The organism is Clostridium vincentii (genome assembly GCF_002995745.1).
Taxonomy (GTDB): Bacteria; Bacillota; Clostridia; order Clostridiales; family Clostridiaceae; genus Clostridium; species Clostridium vincentii.
Map to the genome: position 1 here is coordinate 17,595 of NZ_PVXQ01000012.1, position 20,610 is coordinate 38,204.

Here is a 20,610-nt window from a genome sequence, read left to right on the forward strand (position 1 = left end):
TTTACAAATAAATAAACGACAAATCATGAAAAAAATATTTAAATATTTTATTGGTCATTTTACCTCATAAACTTTATAATAATAGAAGATACTAATTATTATAAATGCAAGGAGAAGAGTGATTAATATGGATTTTTCAAGTTTAGTTTTAGTTGAGAAGGATAAGGAAACAGGATATATAACAAAGGAATTAGGAAGTTTTAGAGTTAGTGAAGGAGCAATTTTTGTAAGGAAGTTATATGTTATAGAGAATGAAGTCAGTTTATATTTTGATACAAATAAAGATGTAGAAGAATGGGAATACTCTGGTATATATGACTTATTTAATAGTGAGGTGTTCACAGAAAATCGATTTATTATTGAGGAGGATTTGGAAGAATATAATCCTACATTTATTTTAAAGTTTCAATACAAATCGGAACATTCTGAAATGAGGGACTTAATTAATAAAGCTGTAGACCTTATTAAAGATGAAATTGAAAAGGCACTAATATCTATAGAAGGTAAGGAAGAAGAATATAAGGAAAATTAGAAGGGAGGGAGCCTAAAATTAGGCGCCAATATGGATGGTAATAAGATATTAAAAAAAAGAGATGAAATTTTAAAGGAAGATAAGTGGAAACTACACGAAATATATGAAAATGAAGAGCTTTGGGAAGAGGATTTTATATCTTTTAAGAAAGAAAGTTTAAAGCTAAAAGATTTCCAAGGAAAATTACAAGATAAAGAAGAGATATTAAAATATCTAGAGTTTAATGAGGAAATTTCAAGAAAAGGCGAAAAGGTTTATGTATATGCTCATATGAAATCAGATGAGGATACACAAAATCAAGAAAACCAGGGCCGTATGAATAAGGTTGATTCATTTATGGCTGAGTTTGGAAGCTATAATGCATTTTTTACTCCAGAACTTTTAGAATTAAAAGAAGAGTTCATTGAGGATTTAATAAATAATGATAAAAGATTTAAAATTTATGATTTTCTATTGAAAGATATTCTTAAAGAAAAGAAACATATATTAACAAAGGATATGGAGGAGCTTTTAGCTTTAGTTTCAGATTGTTTAGATGCACCTTCAAGTGTTCATAATATGCTAACAAATGCAGATATGACCTTTGAGGAAATTGTAGATGAGGATGGAGATAAGGTAGAACTTACAGAAGGAAACTATTCCTCATTTATAAGAAGTAAGGATAGAAGAGTTCGCGCTGAGGCTTTTAAGAAGTTATTTAAGGAATATAAAAAATTAGAAAATACTTTAGCAACAACATTAACAGCCTCAGTTAAAAACTTTAATTTTAGTGCTAAGATAAGACATTATGATGAACCACTTAAAGCTTCATTAGAGCCAAATGAGATTCTTGTATCTGTATATGAAAAAGCTATAGAAACAATTAATAAAAACATTTCATCACTTCATAGATATGTGAAGATTAAGAAAAATCTTTTAAAATTAGATGAAATGCATATGTATGATTTATATGTTCCAGTAATTGAAGTGGAAAAGGAAAAAGTTGAATTTGAAGAGGGCGTGAAAATTGCAAATGAAGGGTTAAAACCTTTAGGAAAGGAATATTTGCAAATATTCAATGAAGGAATAAAAAGTGGATGGGTAGATATTTATCAAAACAAGGGCAAAAAGGGAGGAGCTTATTCCTGGGGTGGATATGACACTATGCCATATGTTTTATTAAACTATAATTACGAACTTAATGATATATCAACTTTAGTTCATGAAATGGGTCATTCAATACACTCTTATTATTCAAGAAAAACTCAACCTTACTACTATGCAGGGTATACATTATTCTGTGCAGAGGTTGCGTCAACTACAAATGAGGCCCTATTAATACATTATTTAATAGATAAGGAAACAGATAAAAAGAAAAAGTCATTTTTAATAAATCAAGAACTTGAACAAATAAGAACTACTGTATTTAGGCAATTAATGTTCGCGGAATTCGAACTTTATACTCATAATGCTCTAAATGAAGGAAAGTCACTAACCGCTGCTGATTATAATAAAAAGTGGCATGATTTAAATAAGACATACTTCGGAGACGATATGGTAATCGATGAGGAAATAGACATAGAATGGTCAAGAATACCACACTTCTACTCCGATTTTTATGTTTATCAATATGCTACTGGTTATGCAGCAGCTTCTGCTTTCGCTAATTCAATACTAAAGGGAAACGAAGAATCCGTAGAAAAGTATATTGCCTTTTTAAAGATGGGTGGAAGCAAGTATCCAATAGATATATTAAAAATTGCAGGAGTAGACATGACTACATCAAAACCTCTTGAAGCTACAATTAATAGATTCAATGAATTACTTGATATGTTAGAGAAACTTTAAAAACCTTAGATCTTAAACTAAAAGAATTATTCATTAAAGAAGGGAAAATAAATTATGAGCTCATTAGGTAATGAAAAGATCAATATCCTCGTGGTGGATGATGAAAAAAGCATAGTAGATTTTATTAAAATGGGCTTAGAAGCAGAAGGATATTCAGTATATGAAGCTTATGATGGGAAAGAAGCTATTGAAGTAGCTAATAAAGTACATCCTCATATAGTTATACTGGATATCATGATACCTGAAATTGATGGATATGAAGTATGTTCAAGGATTAAAAAAAGTATGAAGACTTCAATTATTATGCTTACTGCACGGGATGAAATAGATGATAGAGTTAAGGGACTAGATATTGGGGCTGATGACTATATGTCAAAGCCCTTTAGTTTTAAAGAATTATTAGCCAGAATTAACGCTAGATTAAGAACTGCTTTTCCAGAACTGAATGAAGTAATTTGCATAGGAGATTTTTGTATAGATGATGGGGCCCATGAATTTAAGCATTGTGGACAAGTACTGGGATTATCACTAACTCAATATAACTTATTGAAATTTTTACTTGTAAATAATGGGATGGCTCTAAGTAAGTCATTAATACTTGAAAAGGTTTGGGGCTATGACTTTAATGGTGAAGAAAATATTGTTGAGGTATACATAAGATATTTACGAGATAAACTTCAGGATAAAGATCATACAATAATAAGGACTGTACGTGGAGTTGGGTACAAAATGATAGCACAATGAATAAATTAAGGAAAAAATTTAAAATAAAAAGTTTACAATGGCAACTTATATTAGGATTTTTTGTAATTTTAGTTATTCTGTTATCTATAATGGGTATATCTCAATATAAAAATCTGAAAAAATATTTGTATACAAGCAGAGTTGAGAGTTTGCAAGTGAAATTTCATAGCATAAATATGGATGAATTTCTGCAGGAAGAATTAAATAATACTGAAAGTAATAGCATATCTGTCTTAAATGGATTAAGTGATAGGGATACTAGTGTAGCCTTCATAGATAAAAATGGACAGGTTGAATATAAATTTCAGACTCAAGAAGAAAATAAAGTTAAAAAACAATATAGTCAAGATTTAGATGAATATAAAGAAAAAGACAAACTGGTATCATCAATACCAGAGTTTTCTCAGGACGAGTATATAGAGATTCTTAATGAAAAAGGGAATTTAGAAAAAGAATATGAGATTATAGACGATGAGGAGGATAATTGCCAATTAATTGTATGGAGAAAAGTAGGAGATATGAATTCACCATCAGGTTTAATACAGATAAGTACCCCTGTAAATGACATTGGAAGTATATTAAATAAGCAAGTAAGTATATCTATAATTGGGTCAATAATGGTTTTAGGAATAGGACTTATTCTAGGAAAAGCAATATTCAAGCGGACACTAACGCCTTTATATAATATTACGAGTACTGTTGAAGAGATAAATATTGAGGATTTAGATATAAGATTATCAGAAGAAAATGGTCAGCTTGAGATTGACAGATTGGCGAAGTCGTTTAATACTATGCTGGAAAGGATAGAAATCTCCTTTAAAGATGAGCAATATATAAAAGAAAAGATGAGGAGATTTGTATCTGATGCATCCCATGAATTAAGAACACCATTAACTTCTATTCATGGATTCATAGAAGTTCTTCTACGAGGTGCAGCAAAAAATAAAGATCAACTTAATTTAGCTTTAAATAGTATGTTAAGTGAAAGTGAAAGACTCACAAGATTAGTAAATGATCTTTTACTTATAACTAAACTAGAACAAGAGCCTATAGTAGAGACAAATAGAGAAGATCTTAAGACTGTAATCCAAGAAATAGTTCCACAACTTAGAATACTTGCTGAAAATAGAGAGATACGAATAGATCTTAAAGATAATATAATGGTCTATATTAATAAAGATCAAATTAAACAAGTTATATTTAACTTAATACAAAATGCAGTGAGTCATACTGATAAAAAAGATGGAATCATAGCAATATCTACTAGTATGGAAAATACATCTGCTCAGCTCAAGATATCAGATAATGGAACTGGAATAGATGAAAAGAATATAAGTAAAATATACGATAGATTTTTTAGAAGCGATTTTCACAGAGGACGAGGAGCAGGTGGATATGGATTAGGTCTTTCTATAGTTAAATCTATAATAGATAGTAATAGTGCTAAAATTGATGTAGAGAGTGAACTTGGAGTTGGAACTACATTTTTTATATATTTTAAATTGAATAAGTAAATTTTAAAAGGTGGCAATAGCCACCTTTTTTTATTTATAGAGGAGATTTTTGGTAGAAACGGGGTTGAGATTAGAGTTGAGAGTTGAAAGAGGAGAGTTGAGAGTTAGAGCTTTCTCCGACATTTTTAATTCCCCGTAAGGGGCGCCAAAGGGCGTCAACTATCAATTCTCCCTAAGGCTGGAGGATAGAGAATACTATCTTGCAGCCTTAAACTATTAAGAAATTAAATAATTAAGAAATTAAGAAATTAAGAAATTAAGTAATTAAATAATTAAGAAGTTATAGGAGTAGCCGAGTTTTACTTGAGTTACCTGGAATATATTCTCTCAGCAAACTCTAAGCTTATATTCATAAAGTATTAAGCTTGATTTGTTATTGTATAAACAAGGAAATAGTTTATATAGGTAGGTGAAATAGATTTGATTAAAGAAACTTTAACAGCTAGTAGCTATTCTCTTGGAACTTTAATAAATTTAAGAGTACAGGGAAATGAAGCACAGCGGGCAATTGAAGAAGCATTAGGAAGACTGAGCGATATTGATGATAAGATGTCGGCGTTTAAAGACACGAGCGAGATATCAAAAATAAATTTAAAAGCAGGGAGAACTTCACAAATCGTAGGTAAGGATACTTATTTAGTTATAAAAGAGGCTATAAAATATAGCAGACTTTTAGAGGGAGCTTTTGATCCTACAATACGACCTTTGGTATCACTTTGGAATATAGGAACAGAGCAGGAAGAGATGCCAGAAGAATGTGAAGTAGATAATATGTTGCAACTTGTGAATTATAAAGATGTAATTTTAGATGAAAGCAATTCTTCTATAAGGTTAAGGCGTGAAAAACAAGCATTGGACCTTGGAGGAATAGCTAAAGGCTATGCAGCAGATGAAGTTAGAGATATTTTTTATAAATATAATATCAGTAGTGCACTAATTGATTTAGGGGGAAATATTTTCGCCTTTGGGGGTAAAGAGGATGGAACTCCTTGGAGAGTTGGTATACAGGACCCCTTTAAAACTAGAGGAGAATTTATGGGAGTATTAAGTGTTACAAATAAATCTGTAGTTACTTCAGGTAATTATGAAAAATATTTTACTAAGGCTGGAAAAAGATTTCACCATATAATCGATCCTAAAACTGGGTATCCATCTATTAGTAAGATTATAAGCGCAACTATTATATCTGATAATTCTATTGATGGAGATGGATTATCTACAGGAGTATATATTATTGGTATAGATAAGGCAATGAGACTTATAGAGTCCATAAGTGGAGTGGAGGCAATATTTATAACTCAAGATAAAAAAACTTATGTAACATCAGGAATTAATAATATTTTTACAATAACAAATAAAGAATTTTTAGGTAAATAGAAGGAGATTTAAGATGGGGAAAATAAAAAAAATACAAATTTTAAGGCACATTATACAAATAATTTTATTCTTGCTCTTGCCAGGGCTTTATGTCCTAACTTTTAGTGAATTAAAAACAGTTTATGAAATGATTATAAATGGGAATTTTAGTTTTATTCAAGCGTTTCCTAGCTTAATGGAATTTGCAGCAGTAATGTTTTTCACAATTTTAATGGGAAGATTTTTCTGCGGATGGTTATGTGCCTTTGGAGCATATAATGATTGGATATATCTAATGTCTAGCAAAATATTTAAAATGAAATTCAAGGTAAATGAAAAGGTTGATGCTCTATTAAAATATGTAAAATATATAGTTTTATTAGTATTATTAATTGTAACAGTGAATATGGGAAGTCTTGTTCTAGAGGGCACAAGTCCCTGGGATGTTTTTGGACAAATAACGGATTTATCTAATATTTTATCAAGTTTGTTAATTGGTTTTATACTTTTCATTTTAATAACTATAGGAGCATTTTTTATTGAAAGATTTTTCTGTAGATATTTATGTCCTTTAGGTGCTGTCTTCGCTATAATTTCTAAAATAGGAATAGTAAAGATTAATAAACCTAGTGATAAATGTGGTGAATGTAGAATTTGTACTAATAATTGCTCTATGGGATTAAATCTTTATAAAAAGGAAAAGATTAAAGGTGGAGATTGTATAAATTGTTTAAAATGCATAGAGGTATGCCCTATAAAAAATACAAATGTTAATGTTCTTGGGGAAGATGTGAATGCAACATTAGCTAGTACAGTAGCATTAGCTACCTTTGTAGGAGTTTATGGATTAACAAATTTAGGTGGAAAAATATTAACGGATACTGGTATAGCTACAAGTGCTGCCGTAACAAGTAGTGTGGAGGATAGTACTAGTACATCACAAACATACAAGGATGGAACTTATACAGGAAGCGCTTCAGGCTTTAAGGGTACTACTAAAATTTCAGTTACTATAGCTAATGGCAAAATATCATCAATAGACACAGTATCTAAGCAAGATGATTCAAGTTATTACAATAAAGCTGAGAGTAAAATTTCTAATTCTATAATTTCAGAGCAATCAACATCAGTAGATACTGTCTCTGGGGCTACTTATAGTTCTAAAGGGATAATTAATGCAGTAGAAAATGCTTTAAGCAAAGCAAAAAATTCAACTTCTGAAGTAGCTAGTAGTAGTACTACAGATTCATCAGAAGCAACAAGCTCAACTGAAAATTCAGGAAGTACAACATCAAATTCAACAAGTGCAGAAAGTACTACAACTGACAATACAACTACGGGAACTTATACAGATGGAACTTATACAGGAAGTGGTACAGGATTTAAAGGTGGCACAACTAAAATATCAGTTACTGTAGCTGGTGGAAAAATATCATCAATAACAACAGTATCCAATGAAGATACTCCAAAATATTATAGTAGGGTTGAAAGCACAATTACTAATTCTATAATTTCAGAGCAATCAACATCAGTAGATACTGTCTCCGGTGCTACTTATAGCTGCAAAGGAATAATAAGTGCTGTAGAAAATGCTTTAAGCAAAGCATAAGGCCTAAAATATAAGTATATAAGTACAACTCCTTTAATGTATAATTAGAATAATGAAATAAATAAAGGCACAATCAAAAAAATAACAAAGGTATGCCTTGTCTATTTCTTTTCATGTGCCTAAGGCAATAGGAGATAAGTATGAATAAAAACGAACAAAAAATATTTAATTATCTTACCCAAAATGAAGGCTTCTATATGAATCAATATAGAAGTTTACAAGGTAAGTCTGATAATTGGATAAGTCTAAAAAAATTAAATGAAGGACTCTATGCTGTTGTTATAACAGATGATAAGCATGCAGATAGTACTCAATCCGAAGCCGACGAATATTTAAAAACTATAGGACAAAACTATAAATTACATATTATTGTTTTATCTGATGGAGAATACTTTTCCGCAACAAATGGAACTACCTCAAAGGCTGTAGTGAATATTAGAGAAAAAAGGATTATTTATTGTGATGAAGACTCTAAAAGTCTTGCTAATATCACTATGAGCTTATTGGTAAAAGAAAAAGAAACACGAGAACTAAAAACAATGAGTATAACCTTAGGCATTATAGGGATTAATATAATTTTATTTATAGTGAGTGCCATAATGTCTAAGAACATCATGAATATAGATGGGCAAGTTCTTTTAGATTTGGGGGGCAAGTTTGGTCCTTTAATTGACAAAGGAGAAGTTTATCGACTAGTTACTGCTAGCTTTCTTCATGGAGGTATTATTCATATAGCCTTTAATATGTATGCTTTATATTCAATAGGACCCCAAATTGAAGAGATTTATGGAAAGTGGAAGTATATAGGTATATATTTCTTAGCTGGAATAGGATCTAGTTTTCTTAGTTATTATATGTTGCCAAATACATTGTCTATTGGAGCCTCTGGAGCAATATTTGGACTTTTAGGAGCATTATTTATATTTGCAGTAAAGAATAGAGATTCTTTGAAAAAAGGTGCAATTAAGAGCTTGCTAATGGTTATAGGAGTGAATTTATATATTGGAATGACATTGCCTAATATTGATAATTATGGACATATCGGAGGTCTAATAGTAGGAATAATAATAGGAACAGTTTTTCTAGGTGGAAGTTTGAAAAAGGGGTTAAAGTAATACTTTAGCCTCTTTTTTTTAACTACTTTATTTGGATAAAATAGTTAAATATAATAAATAAAATTACAATATAATAACATTTATGTTATTATATTGTTTTGGAATGGTGTTTAGTTGGTGTATCATAGTAGATGGTGAAATTAATTTTATTGTTAAGGGGATGTAAAAATATGAATGGAAAAGAATATGTTCAATCGGTATTAGAAATTGTAAAAAGTAGAAATGAAGGCGAAAAAGAATTCCATGATGCTGTAACAGAGGTATTAAAATCATTGGTACCTGTATTTGATAAGCATCCTGAATTCATAGAAGCAGGACTTTTAGAAAGATTTATAGAACCAGAAAGACAAATTATTTTTAGAGTACCTTGGGTTGATGATGCGGGGATTGTCAATGTTAATAGAGGATTTAGAGTGCAATTTAATAGTGCAATAGGACCTTATAAGGGTGGGCTAAGGTTACATCCTTCAGTAAACATAAGTATAATAAAATTTTTAGGATTTGAACAAATACTTAAGAACTCATTAACTGGACTTCCAATTGGTGGAGGAAAAGGTGGTTCTGATTTTAATCCAAAGGGTAAATCAAATAATGAAGTAATGAGATTCTGTCAAAGTTTTATGGCTGAATTATATAGACATATAGGACTCGATACTGATATTCCAGCTGGAGATATCGGTGTTGGTGGAAGAGAAATCGGATTTATGTATGGATATTATAAAAAACTTGCAGGAGCTAATGATCAAGGTGTTCTTACTGGAAAAGGATTAAGTTATGGCGGTAGTTTGGCTAGAACAGAAGCTACAGGTTATGGATTAGTTTATTTCACAGAAGAGATGCTAAAGGATAATGGAAATAGCTTTAAAGGAAAGACTGTAGTAGTTTCAGGTTCTGGAAATGTTGCAATATATGCAACTAAAAAGGCAACTGAACTAGGTGCAAAGGTTGTTGCTTTAAGCGATTCTAATGGATATATTTATGATAAAAATGGAATTAATATAGATGTAGTTAAGGACATTAAGGAAGTTAAAAGAGGTAGAATTAAAGAATATTTAGAGAAGGTTCCAACAGCTCAGTATGTTGAAGGCTGTAGAAAAATTTGGGAAGTAAAATGTGATATAGCTCTTCCATGTGCGACTCAAGGAGAAATAGATAAGCAGTCAGCAGAAATACTTGTGAAGAATGGTACAATGGCTGTATCAGAAGGTGCTAATATGCCTTCATCTTTAGAAGCTATTGAAGTATTCCAAAGTAATGGATTGCTATTTGGACCAGCAAAGGCTGCAAATGCAGGCGGAGTAGCTTGTTCATCACTAGAAATGTCACAAAATAGTATGAGGTTATCATGGACATTTGAAGAAGTAGATGAGAAACTTCAACTAATAATGAAAAATATATATAAAAATTCAAGTGAAGCTGCAAAGGAATATGATCAAGAAAAAAATATTCTTGTTGGAGCAAATATAGCAGGCTTTATGAAGGTTGCAAATGCAATGATGCTTCAAGGCATAGTATAAAATAATTTAATTAATAATACCAAAATAGGATCTTTTATTAGAATCTTATTTTGGTATTTTTATTTTTCTAGAATAAATCAGAAATCCAAGAGATATATTTTAAAGAGAATAGTTATTTAATTTTCACAAAAACTGTAAAATACATATATACAGAGGGTAAACTACCATTAATATTTGTAATATGAAAAATATTAATAGACAAACTATAAATAGAGATAAATTCACATAAAATTAAGATTTATATACTTGATTTTTTTTAGCAATTGCACTATAGTAATATAGATGTATAATGACTAAAAAAAGGATAATAAGAGTAAATGAAATTATAATTTCATTTATAATAGGAGTGAATATAATGGGAGATATTATATATACAGTAACAGCGACTTTTCAAATATTTGTCTTTCTAATTACAGGATATTACCTAGTATTGGGCTTTTTTGGAGTGTATAGAAAAAAGGATATAAAAGATTACACACCAAACAATAAATTTGCTATGATTGTATCAGCTCATGATGAGGAAATAGTAATAGGAAACCTTATAGAAAGTATGCAAAAACAAGACTACCCAAAGGAATTATATGATATATACGTAATTGCCGATAATTGTACAGATAAGACCGCAGAAATAGCTAAAGGTTATAATGTTACAGTATGTGAAAGAAATGTAGATGATAAAAGAGGAAAAGGATATGCTTTGGAATGGATGTTTGAGAAACTTTTTAAAATGGATAAAAGTTATGATTCTATAGCTATATTCGATGCTGATAATTTAGTTCATTCGGACTTTTTAAAAGAAATCAATTCTAAAATGAACCAAGGGTATAAAGTTGTACAAGGTTACATAGATAGTAAAAATCCTAATGATTCTTGGATTGCAACTTCCTATTCAATAGCCTTTTGGTCTCAAAATAGACTGTTCCAACTTTCAAGAAATAATATTGGATTATCTAATCAAATAGGAGGGACAGGTTTTTCCATAGCAACTGAAACCCTTAAAGAATTAGGCTGGGGAGCTACATGTTTAACTGAGGATTTAGAATTTACTTGCAAAATAGTTTTAAGTGGTCAGAAAGTAGGATTGGCTTATGATGCTAAAATTTATGATGAAAAACCATTAAAATTAAAGCAGTCTTGGATACAAAGAAGAAGATGGATGCAAGGTTTTACAGATGTAGCATCTAGGTATTGCTTGAAGCTTATGAAAAAAGCTGTAAAGGAAAGAAAATGGTATATATTTGATGCAGCACTTTATGTATTACAACCTTTTGTAACCTTATTAATAGGAGTTGCAGCTGTTCTTACAATAATACAAGCATACGCACCAAGTGGGGATCATATTTTTATTGTAAGTGATTTATTTAGTAATGTAGGGTTTCAAATATTTGCTTTAGTTCAATTTATAATTACACCAGTAATACTTATTTTAGATAAAAAGATATCTAAAGGATTTTTTGCTATGATGGTATTATTTTCAAGTAATATTATTATTATGCCTTTAATAATAAAGGGACAAAGTGGAATGTTTATGATAGGAGCTAATTTTGCATTCTACGCAACATTTTTATTAGCTACTTTAATAATTTTAGGTAAGAAATCAGTGATATTTTTTATAAGATTTTTACTTTACAGTATTTACACAGTAACTTGGATACCAATAACTATTCAAGGAATATTAAGAAAGAATAATAAAGAATGGAATCCAACTAAACATGTAAGAAACGTAGAGGTATATGACGTTAATTAAATGAAATTTAAAGGCGAAGCACTGTTTAATCAGAAAGCTTCGCCTTAATTATTGCTTTGACATAATAGATAAAAAAAAGTATATTTTAAATTAGAGATTACACAAGCAGTTTTAAAGAGGATAACGCTAGATAATGTGGAGGAATAATATGAGCAACGAAATTACTAATACCTATGATGTTACAGACTTAACTTCCTTAGAGAAGTTAGAGCCAGTAAGAGTTAGACCTGGGATGTATATAGGTTCTACTGGAAGTAAGGGACTTCATCATTGCGTTTGGGAAATACTGGATAACTCCATAGATGAAATAACAAACGGTTATGGAGATTTAGCAACAGTTATTTTGAATAAGGATAAAAGTTTAACTATAATAGATAATGGTCGCGGAATACCAACTGGAATTCATCCAATTAAGAAGACAAGTGGTGTAGAGATGGTATTTACCGAACTTCACACTGGAGGAAAATTTGATAATAAAAATTATAAGACTTCTGGAGGACTACATGGTGTAGGTGCAGCAGTTGTTAATGCCTTGTCAAAGTGGTTAGAAGTTGAGGTTCATCAAAATGGTAATGTTTATAGACAAAGATTTGAATATGCCTATGATAAAAAGTTGAAGAAAGAAATGCCAGGAACTCCAGTGACAAAACTTGAAATAGTTTCAGAGGCTAATGATACAGGAACTATAATAACATTTATGCCTGATACAGAAATATTTTCGAATATCGATTTTAGATTAGATGTTATAGATGAAAGGCTACAAGAGTTAGCATTTCAAAACAAGGGAATCAGACTTAAATTAATAGATAGAAGAAATGATGAAGAAACAAGTAAAGAATATTATTCTGAAAGAGGACTTTTAGATTTTATAGATTATTTAAATGAAAGTAAAATTACTATTCATCCAAATCCAATTCTTTTTGATGGAGATAGAACCGTTAACAACTTGCAGCTGTATGGTGAAGTTTGTATGCAATTTACAGATTCAACAGCAGATTATATTGCAAGCTATGTAAACAATATCCCTACAACTGAAGCTGGAACTCATGAAACTGGTTTTAAGACTGGTATGACAAGAGCTTTTAAAGAAGGAGCTAAAAAATTAGGGCTTGTGAAAGAAAAGGACAAGGAATTTGAAGGTGACGACTTAAGAGAGGGTATGACTGCCATACTTAGAATTAAAATAAATAATCCGATTTTTGAGGGACAAACAAAAACTAAACTTGGTAATAGTGAAGCTTATACAATGATGAATGATCTTGCGTATACTAGATTATCAGAATGGATAGAGGATAATAAAACTCTTGCAACAAGCTTAATCAGTAATGCTCTTCAAGCAGCACAAAGAAGAGAAAAAATTAAGAAAATTAATGATGCTGAAAAGAAAAAAATAGGTAAGGGAACTGCACCATTAGCAGGGAAAGTCGCTGTCTGTACTCAAAAGGATAGAACTGTAAATGAATTTATTGTAGTTGAGGGAGATTCAGCTGGAGGTTCTGCAAAGCAGGCTAGAGATAGAAGATTCCAAACAATAATGCCCTCTAAAGGAAAAATTATGAATACAGAAAAGCAGAAGCTTGAGAATGTACTAGCCTCAGAGGAATTGAAGATATTTAATACAGCAGTAGGAACTGGTACCTTAGATAACTATAAGGAACGAGAGTTAAAATATGATAAAATAATAATAATGAGTGATGCTGATGTGGATGGATATCATATTAGAACGTTATGGATGACTTATATTTATAGATATATGAAGCCCTTAATAGCTAATGGACATCTTTATTTAGCACAGCCACCTTTATATAAGGTATACAGAAATACTAAAAATGGAGAAGTTCATGATTATGCTTATAATGAAGATGACCTTATAATAAGCAAGAAAAAGATAGGTAAAGGAGCTCTTATTCAAAGGTATAAGGGTCTTGGAGAAATGAATCCAGACCAATTATGGGATACTACATTAAACCCAGAGAGTAGAACCCTTTTCCAAGTTACTATAGATGATGCAGCAAAAGCAGAAAGAATGGTATCACTTCTTATGGGTGATGTTGTTGAACCTAGAAGAAACTATATGTACAAGTATGGTGAATTCTAGACAAGAGAGGAGAAAACTATGGCTAAGAAAGTTAATATAATCCCTAAGGATAAAAATATAGTTGTAATACCATTAGAAGAGGCAATGCCAGATAATTATTTACCTTATGCCATTGAGGTAGCCAAGGAAAGAGCTCTACCAGATGTTAGAGATGGATTAAAACCTGTTCATAGAAGAATATTATATGGATCTTATCTACTTAAAGCATTTCCGGATAAACCATATTTTAAATCTGCAAGAATAGTTGGAGATATTCTAGGTAAGTTCCATCCTCATGGAGATTCATCAGTTTATGATGCCATGACAATATTAGCTCAAAGTTTTTCAACAAGAGAGCCCCTTATGGATGGTCATGGTAACTGGGGATCAGTAGATGGAGATAGTGCAGCTGCTATGAGATATACAGAAGCTAGACTGTCTCCTATTGCCATGGAAATGATTAGAGATATTGATAAAGATACTGTTGATATGGTACCTAACTATGCAGATAGTGAGCTAGAACCCAAAGTACTTCCAAGTAGATACCCAAACCTTTTAGTTAATGGGACATTTGGTATTGCTGTTGGACTTGCGACTAATATACCGCCACATAATCTTGGTGAGGTTACAGAAGGCGTACTAGCATACATAGATAACCATGAAATAACAACTAAAGAACTTATGCAGTATATTAAAGGCCCAGACTTGCCAACAGGAGGCATTCTTATAGGAAAAAATTCTTTGCTTTCAGCATATGAAACTGGTGAGGGAAAAGTAACTTGTAGAGCTAAGACAGAAATTCAAAAATTAGAAAACGATAGAATGGGAATTGTAATTACAGAATTTCCTTATAAGAAAAATAAAGCAAGGCTTCTTCAATATATATCAGAAATGACAGGAGATAAGAGACATGCAAAGGTATTAGAATGTATAACTGACATTAGGGATGAATCTGATAGAAGCGGTACACGTGCAGTAATTGAATTTAAGAAATCTGTAGATGCAGTTACTGCTGATAAAATCCTAAAATATTTATTTAAAAAGACAGAACTTCAGTGTAATATAAGCTTTAATATGGTAGCACTTGCAGATGGTAAGCCTCAGACTATGAGTCTTAAGACAATAATAACTCATTATGTAAATCATAGACGAGATGTAGTAACTAGAAGGACTACAAAAGAGCTAGATATAGCTGAAAAAAGATTTCACATAATAGAAGGTTTTATAAAGGTTATTGAGGTATTAGATCAAGTTATTAAAACCATTAGAGAATCTAAGTCCAAGAAGGACGCAGGAGAAAATCTAATGGCGCAGTTTGGTTTTTCGGAGGCTCAAGCTACAGCTATTCTTGAATTAATGCTTTATAGACTAACTGGGTTAGAAATAACTATATTCGAAAAAGAGTATAAAGAACTAGAAAAAACAATTAAAAGGTTAAAGAAGATTTTATCGCAGGATAAAGAATTATTAAGGGTAATAAAAGAAGAACTTAGAGAAGTTAGTGAAAAGTTTAGCAATGCTAGAAGAACAAGGATAGTAGAGGATGATAGTGAAGCTAAAATTGATATAGAGGATGTAATGGTGATAGAGGATGTAATGATAACTTTATCAAAAGATGGATTTATTAAAAGAGTTCCTCAAAAAAATTATATAAGATCGAATTCTAAACCTGAAGATATAGATTATAGAGAGGGCGATGAATTAAAGTACCTTGTGAAATCTAATACCAAGGATACTTTTATAATTTTCATGGATAATGGGAATATGTATCAGACTAGAGGTGTTAATATTCCAGAGTGTAAATGGAAGGATAAGGGGGAAAAGCTGGATGTTATAGTAAAAACTATTAATCTTGAAAAAGAAAAAATAGTAGGTATTTCATCCGTAGATGTTTTTAGTCCTAATATGGTTATAAGCTTATTTACGAATAAGGGAAGTATGAAAAAGAGTTCACTTGATAAATTTGCAACTACCTATTCAAAACTTCAAGGAACTAAGCTAAGACCGGAAGAGAAATTAATAAAGGTAGATTTCGCTCAAGATGAAAGAGAATTCCTAAAGGTTAAAAGTAAGTTAGGTCTAGAGTTTACCCTAGAAATACCTAAGCTTGAGGACTCCCCAAGAAATATATTAGGAACGCAGTTGTTTAATTTATCCATTAATGATGAAGTAGAAATTGTAGAATATGCGGATGCAATGGAATTTGTTGAATATACAGTAGGAGTTACAGCTAAGGGAGCATTAAAAGCTTTTGGAAAAGCTAATAAAAATCAATCTTTAAAAGTAAATACAGATTCAAAGAGTCAACTTGTGATGTTTACTAATAAGGGAAGAGTTATAAAAATAGCAGCATTTTTGATTCAAGAAGCGATAAAAAATGAAGTGTCAATTAATAATTTAGTTAATGGTTTAGAAAGCACGGAAAAAGTTGTAGCATTATTTTCACTAAAAAAATTCGATGAAACACTTGGAATATATATCTTTACTAAAAAAGGTTTTGTAAAGAAAACTATTTTAAAGGAATTTGATGGAGATTACTTAATTCAACAAGCATATAAATTTAAAAATAAAGATGATGAGGTTGTTTCGGTAGATATTGCAAAGGAAAATATAGGCCATCTGGTTATGATAACTAAAAAAGGAATGGCTATAAGATTCCCAGTTAATAATGTAAATGCTATGGGTAAAATTTCATCAGGAGTTACAGGAATGAGTCTTAAAGATGATGATGAGATTCTATTTGCGAAATGTTTTGTTACTATGGAACAAAAAGATACTGGGGAAATAGCAATAACCGCCCTTGAGAAGTATAAATTTCAAATAGTATCAAAAAATAAAGAACTTAATGAAGTATTCTTGTCTGATATAAAATTGCAAAATAGAGCAGGTAGAGGAAATAATATAATATTTGTTCTTATGGATGATGAAATTAAAAGCGTAAGCTTAAAATAGAATTTTAAAGGAGATATTAATATTATGAAAAGAGTAGCTGTATTATTAGCGGAAGGTTTTGAGGAAATTGAAGCTTTAACAGTAGTAGATATTATGAGACGTGCAAAAGTTAACTGTGATATGGTAAGCCTTGAAAAGTTAAGCGTTATAGGCGCTCATAATATAGAAGTGAAATGTGATAAGGTAATAAGTGATAATATAAAAGAATATGATTTAATAGTAATGCCAGGCGGTATGCCAGGTTCTGTTAATTTAAAAAACAGTGAAAAAGTAATTAATGCAGTTAAATATTTTAATGAGAATAATAAATTAATGGGTGTTATATGTGCAGCCCCTATAGTTTTAGCGGCAGCTGATGTAATAAGTGGAAGAAATGTAACTTCTTATCCAGAGATTAAAGAAGAACTTAAGGGCTGTAACTATAAAGAAGATGAGGTTGTAGTTGATGGGAATATTATAACAAGTAGAGGCCCAGCTACAGCTATGAGTTTTAGTTACAAATTGTTAGAAGTTTTAGGATATGATAATTATAAAGAAATTAGTAAGGCAATGTTATATAAATTATATTAGAAATAGTTAAATATGAAAGGTGGGGAGCTTTTGAAGGAAAAATGGATGGTTATCAATAAAAAGAATGAGTTTGATATGTTAAAAAGTGAGATAGACTTAGACCTGTTAACCATAAGACTCTTAGCTAATAGGGGAATTAGAAATAAAGAAGAAGCTTCTCTTTTTCTTAATGGAACTGTTGATGATTTAGAAGATGGTATAGTCATGAAAGACATGAAAAAGGGAGTAGACATAGTTAAAGAAGGAATTGAAAAACAAGAAAAAATCATAATTTATGGAGATTATGATTGTGATGGAGTATGTAGCACAACTATTTTATATAAAACTTTAGAGAGTCTTGGGGCAAAAGTAAGCTATTACATACCAAACAGAGAAGATGAAGGTTATGGTATCAATAGTAATAGAATAAGAAAATTAAGTGAAGAGGGTACAGAAATTATTTTAACCTGTGATAATGGAATTTCCGCAATGGAGCAGGTTGATTTAGCTAAAGAATTAGGGATGAGGGTAGTAATAACTGACCATCATGATATACCATATAGAGATGAAAATGGAGTAAGGGAATTTCTTATTCCTAAGGCAGACGCAGTTATAAACCCAAAGCAAGAGGATTGTGCATATCCATTTAAAGAGCTTTGTGGTGCAGGAGTTGCATTGAAATTTGCTAAGTGTCTAATTGAAGAAATAGGTAGAAGTTTTGATGATTATAATGAGCTGTATCAATATGCAGCTATAGCAACTGTTTGTGATGTGGTAGGACTTTTAGGAGAAAATAGAATAATCCTAAAAGAAGGATTAAGAATAATAAATAAGAATCCTAACATGGGATTAAAAGCATTAATTAAGGAAACTGCTTTAGAAGATAAAGTAATTGGAGAATATCATTTTGGATTTATTCTAGGTCCTACGATAAATGCTACAGGAAGGCTAGAAACAGCGGATTTATCGGTGGATTTATTAATAACAAAGGATGAAAACAAAGCTTTAGAGCTTGCAAAAAAGCTATATAGTTTAAATAAGCTTAGGCAAGATTTGACATCTGAAAGTGTTGAGAGAGTTATGGAAAAAATAGAGAAGGAATTTAATGAGAAAGAAAGGGTTATACTTGTTTATGATGGAGAAGTTCATGAAAGTATAGCTGGTATAGTTGCAGGTAGGGTAAGACAAAGATATAATCGACCTACAATTATTTTAACTAGAGGAAAAGATATGCCTAAGGGGTCAGGTAGAAGCATTGAAGGTTACAATATGTTTGAAGAACTTAATAAAAGTAAACAATACATAGAGAAGTTCGGAGGACACCCTATGGCAGCAGGTCTTTCTATTAAAGAAGAAAACATTCCCTTATTAAAAGAATCATTAATTAAAAATTGTCCTTTAAGTAGTGAAGACATAATACCGGTTATAAGAATAGATTCACCTCTTCCTATAGAAAAAGTTAATGAAAGATTAATCCATAATTTAGAAAAGCTAAGGCCTTTTGGTAAAGAGAATAGTAGTCCTCTCCTTGCAGCTAAAGGGTTAAGGGTAACAAGAATGTTTTTCATGGGACGAGATAAAACCTTTATTAAATTTAGATTTGAAAACTTAAATGGAAAAGGATTTATTGAAGGAATAAATTTTGATAAATATGAGGATTTTAAAGAGGGATTTATAGATAGGTTTGGAGAAGAAAGTTTTCTAAAGCTTATAGATGATGGTTATGCTAATTTTAATATGGATATAATTTATTATCCTTCAATTAACGAATATAAAGGAAATAGGACAGTGCAATTAAATATAAAGAATTTAAGAATTTAGCAATTAATAGGTTTTAGATTTTAGGAGTGATTTTTTTGAGTAAATATAAAATAATTATGACAGGGGGAGGAACGGCTGGACACGTTACTCCCAATTTAGCTTTAGTTCCAAGCCTTAAGAAAAATGGATTTGAAGTTTCATATATAGGAAGTAAGGATGGAATTGAAAAAGAAATAATAAAGAATGAAAAGATACCTTATTATGAAATTTCATCAGGTAAGTTAAGAAGGTATTTTGACTTTAAAAATATATCTGATCCCTTTAAAGTTTTAAAGGGAATACTTGATGCTAGAAAAATATTATCAAAAGAAAAACCGGATATTATCTTTTCAAAGGGTGGATTTGTAGCAGTGCCTGTAGTAATTGCAGCATCTATGAAAAAAATACCTGTAATTTGCCACGAATCGGATATAACTCCAGGTCTTGCAAATAAAATAGCAGCACCTTTTAGTGATAAAGTTTGTGTGACATTTAGAGAAAGTTTGCAATATATAAAAGGAAATAAAGGTGTACTTACAGGAAGTCCTATACGCGAAGAAATATTTAAAGGCTCAAGATTAAAAGGTTTTGATATATGCGGATTTACAGGAAAAAAGGAAGTTCTTTTTGTTATGGGGGGAAGCCTGGGGTCTAAGGTTATTAATGATGTTATTCGAGAGAATTTAGATGAATTGATTAATGAATGGGATATAATTCATATTTGTGGCAAGGGGAATATTGATAATAAGTTCATAAATGTTGTAGGATACCTTCAATTTGAATATGTTAGTGAAGATTTGCCTCATTTAATGGCTGTAGCAGATTATATTGTTTCAAGAGCTGGAGCAAATTCTATTTTTGAGTTTTTAGCTCTTAAGAAACCTACGTTACTAATACCTTTATCAAGAAAAGCTAGCCGAGGAGATCAGATATTAAATGCAAATTCCTTTGAAAAAGAAGGCTACTCTTTAGTATTAGAAGAAGAAGATATAAGCAAGGAAAGTTTTATTCGTAAAATCAAAGAATTAAAAGAAAATAAAAGAAAACTAATAAAAAATATGAGTCAGGGTAAGGATAAGGTTGGTAATGATGCAGTAGTACAAGTTATTCTGCACGTTGTAAAAAATAATTAGGTTATTATAAGGTGAAAAAGTAGAGTAAGATTGTCTTACTTTGGCAAATTGACTTGCAAAATTGAACCAGTGTTATATAATATAAGAGGTAGGTTTTATATTAGGAAACTAAAAGTTAATATTTTAACAATGTTTTAT

Annotated in this window: 14 protein-coding genes; all 14 read left to right on the forward strand. The window is 30.7% G+C overall.

Going from position 1 to position 20,610, the window contains the following annotated elements:
* The first annotated feature begins 127 nt into the window (after positions 1-127).
* Positions 128-532 carry a DUF6762 family protein gene (locus tag CLVI_RS07135; protein ID WP_106059431.1) on the forward strand — a complete coding sequence of 135 codons (405 nt, stop codon included), beginning with the start codon at positions 128-130 and terminating at the stop codon, positions 530-532.
* Positions 533-562: 30 nt separating this feature from the next.
* Positions 563-2,359 (forward strand): oligoendopeptidase F, encoded by a 1,797-nt coding sequence (pepF, locus tag CLVI_RS07140; protein ID WP_106059432.1) that lies wholly within the window; start codon positions 563-565, stop codon positions 2,357-2,359.
* Positions 2,360-2,413: 54 nt separating this feature from the next.
* Positions 2,414-3,103: a response regulator transcription factor gene (locus CLVI_RS07145; RefSeq protein ID WP_106059433.1), complete on the forward strand. Its 690-nt coding sequence runs from the start codon at positions 2,414-2,416 to the stop codon at positions 3,101-3,103.
* Positions 3,100-4,617, forward strand: a complete 1,518-nt coding sequence (locus tag CLVI_RS07150; RefSeq protein ID WP_106059434.1) for a sensor histidine kinase — start codon at positions 3,100-3,102, stop codon at positions 4,615-4,617. Before CLVI_RS07145 ends, CLVI_RS07150 begins: the two co-directional genes overlap by 4 nt.
* Positions 4,618-5,037: 420 nt before the next feature.
* Entirely contained in the window at positions 5,038-5,994 is a 957-nt protein-coding gene (locus CLVI_RS07155; protein ID WP_242980604.1) for an FAD:protein FMN transferase, read from the forward strand.
* Between the two features lie 13 nt (positions 5,995-6,007).
* The gene (locus CLVI_RS07160) at positions 6,008-7,582 is read left to right on the forward strand and encodes an FMN-binding protein (protein WP_106059435.1); all 1,575 of its coding nucleotides are present in this window, start codon (positions 6,008-6,010) and stop codon (positions 7,580-7,582) included.
* Between the two features lie 140 nt (positions 7,583-7,722).
* Entirely contained in the window at positions 7,723-8,697 is a 975-nt protein-coding gene (locus tag CLVI_RS07165) for a rhomboid family intramembrane serine protease (RefSeq protein ID WP_106059436.1), read from the forward strand.
* Between the two features lie 170 nt (positions 8,698-8,867).
* Positions 8,868-10,214 carry an NADP-specific glutamate dehydrogenase gene (gene gdhA, locus CLVI_RS07170; protein ID WP_106059437.1) on the forward strand — a complete coding sequence of 449 codons (1,347 nt, stop codon included), beginning with the start codon at positions 8,868-8,870 and terminating at the stop codon, positions 10,212-10,214.
* Positions 10,215-10,569: 355 nt separating this feature from the next.
* Entirely contained in the window at positions 10,570-11,961 is a 1,392-nt protein-coding gene (locus CLVI_RS07175; protein ID WP_106059438.1) for a glycosyltransferase family 2 protein, read from the forward strand.
* A 148-nt stretch (positions 11,962-12,109) separates the two neighbouring features.
* The gene (locus tag CLVI_RS07180) at positions 12,110-14,059 is read left to right on the forward strand and encodes a DNA gyrase/topoisomerase IV subunit B (RefSeq protein WP_106059439.1); all 1,950 of its coding nucleotides are present in this window, start codon (positions 12,110-12,112) and stop codon (positions 14,057-14,059) included.
* Positions 14,060-14,077: 18 nt separating this feature from the next.
* Positions 14,078-16,990: a DNA topoisomerase IV subunit A gene (locus CLVI_RS07185; RefSeq protein ID WP_106059440.1), complete on the forward strand. Its 2,913-nt coding sequence runs from the start codon at positions 14,078-14,080 to the stop codon at positions 16,988-16,990.
* A gap of 24 nt (positions 16,991-17,014) precedes the next feature.
* On the forward strand, positions 17,015-17,560 hold the full coding sequence (locus tag CLVI_RS07190; protein WP_106059441.1) for a DJ-1 family glyoxalase III: 546 nt from the start codon (positions 17,015-17,017) through the stop codon (positions 17,558-17,560).
* A gap of 30 nt (positions 17,561-17,590) precedes the next feature.
* On the forward strand, positions 17,591-19,360 hold the full coding sequence (gene recJ / locus CLVI_RS07195) for a single-stranded-DNA-specific exonuclease RecJ (protein WP_106059442.1): 1,770 nt from the start codon (positions 17,591-17,593) through the stop codon (positions 19,358-19,360).
* A gap of 35 nt (positions 19,361-19,395) precedes the next feature.
* Positions 19,396-20,472, forward strand: a complete 1,077-nt coding sequence (locus tag CLVI_RS07200; protein WP_106059443.1) for an undecaprenyldiphospho-muramoylpentapeptide beta-N-acetylglucosaminyltransferase — start codon at positions 19,396-19,398, stop codon at positions 20,470-20,472.
* Positions 20,473-20,610 lie beyond the last annotated feature (138 nt).

Excerpts from the sequence above, each read along its gene's own strand:
- CLVI_RS07135 (WP_106059431.1), top strand. The coding sequence starts at position 128 with ATGGATTTTTCAAGTTTAGTTTTAGTTGAGAAGGATAAGGAAACAGGA.
- pepF (WP_106059432.1), top strand. The coding sequence starts at position 563 with ATGGATGGTAATAAGATATTAAAAAAAAGAGATGAAATTTTAAAGGAA.
- CLVI_RS07145 (WP_106059433.1), top strand. The coding sequence starts at position 2,414 with ATGAGCTCATTAGGTAATGAAAAGATCAATATCCTCGTGGTGGATGAT.
- CLVI_RS07150 (WP_106059434.1), top strand. The coding sequence starts at position 3,100 with ATGAATAAATTAAGGAAAAAATTTAAAATAAAAAGTTTACAATGGCAA.
- CLVI_RS07160 (WP_106059435.1), top strand. The coding sequence starts at position 6,008 with ATGGGGAAAATAAAAAAAATACAAATTTTAAGGCACATTATACAAATA.
- CLVI_RS07165 (WP_106059436.1), top strand. The coding sequence starts at position 7,723 with ATGAATAAAAACGAACAAAAAATATTTAATTATCTTACCCAAAATGAA.
- gdhA (WP_106059437.1), top strand. The coding sequence starts at position 8,868 with ATGAATGGAAAAGAATATGTTCAATCGGTATTAGAAATTGTAAAAAGT.
- CLVI_RS07175 (WP_106059438.1), top strand. The coding sequence starts at position 10,570 with ATGGGAGATATTATATATACAGTAACAGCGACTTTTCAAATATTTGTC.
- CLVI_RS07180 (WP_106059439.1), top strand. The coding sequence starts at position 12,110 with ATGAGCAACGAAATTACTAATACCTATGATGTTACAGACTTAACTTCC.
- CLVI_RS07185 (WP_106059440.1), top strand. The coding sequence starts at position 14,078 with ATGGCTAAGAAAGTTAATATAATCCCTAAGGATAAAAATATAGTTGTA.
- CLVI_RS07190 (WP_106059441.1), top strand. The coding sequence starts at position 17,015 with ATGAAAAGAGTAGCTGTATTATTAGCGGAAGGTTTTGAGGAAATTGAA.